The following is a 4,406-nucleotide window of genomic DNA, read 5'->3' as shown; positions in this document are numbered from 1 at the left end:
GCATGTTCACCCAGCTGCCGAGCGTGGTCGGGTTCATGTCGAACTCCCGGGCCACCGAGGCCACGGTGCGCGGACCGTCCAGCACCATGCGGACGGCTTCCTCCTTGAACTCAGGCGAGAACTGCCTACGACGCCTCGTCACGTACCTACCTCTTCCAGACTCTCTGTCAGGTTATGTTCCTGACTGTCCGGAAACTTCAGGGCACCTCAAACCGATCCTTCGACATGCACTGCCGCAACGCCGGCGTCCCGCGCATCCGCGTCCACGACACCCGGCGAACCTGCGCCTCGCTATTGGCTGCCCTCGACGTCCACCCTCGAGTGGCGATGCGGATCCTCCGCCACTCCCAGATAGCGGTCACGATGAACGTCTACACCCAGGTCCCATCCCCCGAGACTCGCAAGGCCCTCAAGCGCCTGAACAAGCGACTGACCTCGTAGCTGTATTTCCCAGCTGTACAAGATCGAAAAAGGCCCTCCCGGATCTCCCGGGAGGGCCTTTGACCTGGGAGCCGCCTTGGGGATTCGAACCCCAGACCCCTTCATTACGAGTGAAGTGCTCTGGCCGACTGAGCTAAGGCGGCGTTGCCGTACAGCGTGATGCAGTCTACAGGAGCCCGGACACTTCTCGCTCCCGTCGATCAGCAGCGGGTGCCCGGGGGCGGGGTGGTCAGGGTGGTGAGGTAGCGGTTCACTTGGTTGTCGATGCAGGTGGAGCCGTTGCTGTACGCGGTGTGGCCGTCGCCTTCGTAGGTGAGGAGGGTGGCGGATTTGAGGTGGTCTGTGAGGGATTGTGACCAGCTGTATGGGGTGGCTGGGTCGCGGGTGGTACCGATGACGAGGAGGGGTGGGGTTCCGGGGGCTTTGGGGGTTGGTGGGGGGGTTTTTGGGGGTGGCCAGTAGGCGCAGGGGAGGGTGCTCCACATGATGTAGGGGCCGAAGTTGGGGGCCGATGTGGTGGATTCCGACGCCGCTTGGGAGAGCTTGTCGGGGGTGGGGTGGGGGGTGTCGGCGCAGGTGATGGCCAGGCCGGACTCGGTTTGGTTGGTGTAGGTGCCGTCCTCGTTGCGGCCTACCAGGTTGTCGGCCGAGGTCAGCAGCAGGGTGCCGTCGCCGGATTGAGCCTGGGTGAGGGATTCGGACAGGATCGGCCAGGTTGTGCGGTCGTACAGGGAGGCCAGGACGCCCAGAGTGGTGAGGGATTCCGGTACTGGGCGGGTTTGTTCGCTGGTTAGTGGGGTGGTGTCGGTCTTTTTCAGGAGGGTGTGCAGGGTTGATTGGGCGGATTCTTCGTTGGTGAAGGGGCAGGTGGTGGATCTGGGGCAGGTTTTGGCGTATTCGGCGTAGGCGGTTTCGAAGGCGATGGCCTGGTCGAGATTGAGGCGTTCACGGGAGAGTGTCGGGTCGATGGCGCCGTCCAGGACCATTGCGCGGACTCTGGCCGGGAACAAGTGGGCGTATGTGGCACCCAAGTAGGTTCCGTAGGACTTACCGAGATAGGTGAGTTTTTCCTCGCCCAGGGCGGCGCGGAGGAGGTCCATGTCTCGGGCGGCTTCGGTGGTGCTGACGTGCGGAAGTAGGGTTCCGGAGCGGCGTTGGCAGGCCCTCGCTAAGTCCTTTGAGGCCCTCTCCAGTTTGGCGCGTTCTGCTGGTGTGTCGGGGGTTGAGTCCATTGCGATGAAGGCGGCGAGTTCGGCGTCGGGTAGGCATTTGATGGGGGTTGATTGGCCTACGCCCCGGGGATCGAAGCCGACTATGTCGAAGCGGGATCGCAGGCTTTGGGGGAAGATCGCGGGGGCGGCACGGGTGTAGTCGATGCCCGATGTGCCGGGGCCGCCCGGGTTGATAAACAAGGAGCCGATTCGGTCGCCGGTTGCGGGGAGGCGGATGACGCTGATGGATATGCGATCGGCTGCCGGGTTTGCGTGGTCCAGGGGGACCTGCAGCCGGGTGCATTGGAAGCCGTCGCCGCAGTCCGACCAGGTCAGGCTCGGAGGCGGGATGGGTGCGCAGGCGGCGGACAGGAGTGTCAACGCGGCGAGGACGACTCGGCACCACACCAACGCCATGCTACGCCGCGCCACCCCACCGGCGGCTCGGCATCGGTCTCCCCTGGTTGACGTGCATCTTTTGGTACGGCCGGCGGCCCCTAAACGGCTGGGCCGTATCGGGCCAGGAAGAGATCCACGCCCGACGTGATCGCGACCTCGAGGTCGACCGGAGTGCCCACGTCGAACGTGCGCACCAACTGCGGGACGCCGATCGTGGCCGCGACCAGTTGCTGAACGGCGAGCACCGGGTCGGGTACGGCGAGCCGCCCGCGTTCGTGCAGGATCTCGAAGGCTTCGACCAGGGGCTCGTTGTTCATGCGGTAGCTGATGCGGTACCACGCCTGGCCGAGCTGCGGGAAACGGTCGATCTCGCCGATGACCAGGCGCCGCAGGGCCATGATGTCGGGGCGTAGGAGGATTTCCGCCCATTCGGTCATCAGGGCGATCAGGGCGGTGCGCAGGTCGTCCGCCTGGGCGATCGTGGATTTGCAGGACTCCAGCTGTGCGTACGTCCGTGGCAGGATGCCGCCGATGACGGCGAGAAACAGGCGTTCCTTGTTGCCGAAGTGCTTGTAGATCGTCGGCTTGGACACCCCCGCCCTGGAGGCGATGGCATCCACCGATGCGGCCGTATATCCCTCTTTGAGGAACTCGGTCGCGGCCGCGTCGACGATCGCTTCGCGCTTGCGCTGCGAGACGTTGAGCGCATCGGGAATGATCGGGATGCCGAACTCGTCAACGTCCACCGTTGGGCGTCCTCTGCCGCACCAGCGGGACGACCTCGGTGGCGAAACGCACGACCTGCTCCACGGACTGGCGCTCCGGCCAGAAGATGAACGTGGTGAAGGGCTGCTCGATGGCGAGTTTCGCCAGGAAGTCGGCCCATTGCTCAGGAGTGCCGCGGACCGGGTCGGCGCCCTCGGTGGGCAGAACGCCGGGGGTCGAGGTCACCGTGCCGACGATCTGTGCCATGCGCAGGACGTCGGCGGGGTCGCGGCCTTCGGCGCGGGCGGCCTCGTCGATGATGACGTTCGCCTCGGGCCAGGCTTCGTACGGGAGATAGGACGGGATCGGGGCGGCCCAGCCATCGGCCAGGCGGCCGGTGAAGCGCAGTGCCTTCGGGCCCTGGGCGCCTACCCAGATGTTGATCGGGTGAGCGGGGGGCGGGCCGGCGTGGGTGCCGTTGACCGTGTAATACGTACCGCTCAGCCGTACCGTGGGCTGATCTGGGCGCCACATGGTGCGCATGATCTCCATCGCCTCGCCCAGGGCGTCAAGGGCTTGGGCGGGCTTCAACTCCGGGACGCCCATGGTGGCGATCGCGCGCCAGTAGCCGCCGGCACCGATGCCGAGCTCGAAACGTCCGCCTGAGGCCAGGTCCAGGGTGGCGGCGGTGTTGGCCAGGACGGCTGGGGGGCGGAGGGGGAGGCTGGCCACGTCGGGGAAGAAGCGGATCCGGTCGGTGTGCTCCAGAAGGGTGCCGATCAGGGCGAAGGCGTCCACCTGGGACTGCGCGTAGGGGTGGTCTTGGATGCCCACCAGGTCCAGGCCGGTCTCCTCGGCTACCTTCACCAGTTCGCGGTGGCCGGGAATGTCGGGGGTGGGGACAAGGGAGAAACCAAACTCCATGATGACAACCTCCCGGTTGGGATCTTGATAATGAACTAAACCGTTCAGTGTTGCTCTTCAACTACACGGTTTAGTGCGGTGTTCCCGTTCGCCTCTGTAGGGATTAAACGGGCCGTAGGGTGATCAAGTACGGCTGGCGTTCCCCGAGGGGATGATGGTGAGCGATCCAATCAAGCGGGTGGAGTTCGACACCGACAGCTACATCCGTCGCTCCCAGACCGGCCCGTGCTTCATCTGTGCGATCGTCCACAGGGATCCAGGTCAGCCGGAGGAGATCGTCTACGACGACGGCACCCATATCGCGTTCCTCGCCCGGTTCGCGTCCCTGCCCGGGTATGTACTGGTGGCGCCCAAGGTCCATGTTGAGCATGTCGTGCGTGATCTCGACGAGGAACAGTTCGTGGCCGTGATGCGGGTGGTCCGCCGGGTGGCGCTCGCGTTGGAGGCTAGTGTGCCCTGCGAGCGGACGTACCTCTTGTCTCTGGGCAGTCAGCAAGGTAATGAGGTGCCCTGAAGTTTCCGGACAGTCAGGAACATAACCTGACAGATAGTCTGGAAGAGGTAGGTACGTGACGAGGCGTCGTAGGCAGTTCTCGCCGGAGTTCAAGGAGGAAGCCGTCCGCATGGTGCTGGACGGTCCGCGCACCGTGGCCTCGGTGGCCCGGGAGTTCGACATGAACCCGACCACGCTCGGCAGCTGGGTGAACATGCACAAGGCCATCCACC

Annotated in this window: 6 protein-coding genes, 1 tRNA gene and 1 pseudogene; 3 read left to right on the top strand and 5 right to left on the bottom strand. The window is 65.0% G+C overall.

All coding sequences use genetic code 11. The annotated features are described in order from the left end of the window. The coding region (locus FVE25_RS57375) for a transposase (RefSeq protein WP_157255251.1) at positions 1 to 142 on the bottom strand (142 nt) is incomplete at its 3' end. A gap of 2 nt (positions 143 to 144) precedes the next feature. Between FVE25_RS57375 and FVE25_RS53555 the strand changes: the two are divergent. Further along, positions 145 to 441: pseudogene (locus FVE25_RS53555) on the top strand (tyrosine-type recombinase/integrase); the annotation flags it as partial. A 69-nt stretch (positions 442 to 510) separates the two neighbouring features. Here FVE25_RS53555 and FVE25_RS53550 read toward each other — a convergent pair. The 4 genes from FVE25_RS53550 to FVE25_RS53535 form a co-directional block, all read right to left on the bottom strand. Further along, a tRNA-Thr gene (locus FVE25_RS53550) sits at positions 511 to 584 on the bottom strand. 57 nt (positions 585 to 641) lie between these two features. Beyond that, a complete protein-coding gene (locus FVE25_RS53545) occupies positions 642 to 2,069 on the bottom strand; it encodes an alpha/beta hydrolase (RefSeq protein WP_157255248.1) in 1,428 nt (475 codons plus the stop codon). 80 nt (positions 2,070 to 2,149) lie between these two features. Continuing rightward, positions 2,150 to 2,797 (bottom strand): TetR/AcrR family transcriptional regulator, encoded by a 648-nt coding sequence (locus FVE25_RS53540; RefSeq protein ID WP_157255246.1) that lies wholly within the window; start codon positions 2,795 to 2,797, stop codon positions 2,150 to 2,152. After that, a complete protein-coding gene (locus tag FVE25_RS53535) occupies positions 2,787 to 3,680 on the bottom strand; it encodes an LLM class flavin-dependent oxidoreductase (RefSeq protein WP_157255244.1) in 894 nt (297 codons plus the stop codon). Before FVE25_RS53535 ends, FVE25_RS53540 begins: the two co-directional genes overlap by 11 nt. Before the next feature lie 178 nt (positions 3,681 to 3,858). Between FVE25_RS53535 and FVE25_RS53530 the strand changes: the two genes are divergently transcribed. Further along, positions 3,859 to 4,194 (top strand): HIT family protein, encoded by a 336-nt coding sequence (locus FVE25_RS53530; RefSeq protein WP_246268915.1) that lies wholly within the window; start codon positions 3,859 to 3,861, stop codon positions 4,192 to 4,194. Between the two features lie 55 nt (positions 4,195 to 4,249). Next, positions 4,250 to 4,406: transposase (locus FVE25_RS57370; protein ID WP_157255242.1), on the top strand; the 157-nt coding region annotated here is incomplete at its 3' end.

It is taken from the genome of Nonomuraea typhae (assembly GCF_009760925.1).
In the GTDB taxonomy this organism is placed as follows: Bacteria; Actinomycetota; Actinomycetes; order Streptosporangiales; family Streptosporangiaceae; genus Nonomuraea; species Nonomuraea typhae.
The sequence above is the reverse complement of the archived record's forward strand: the minus strand, read 5'-3'. Positions and strand labels throughout refer to the sequence as shown.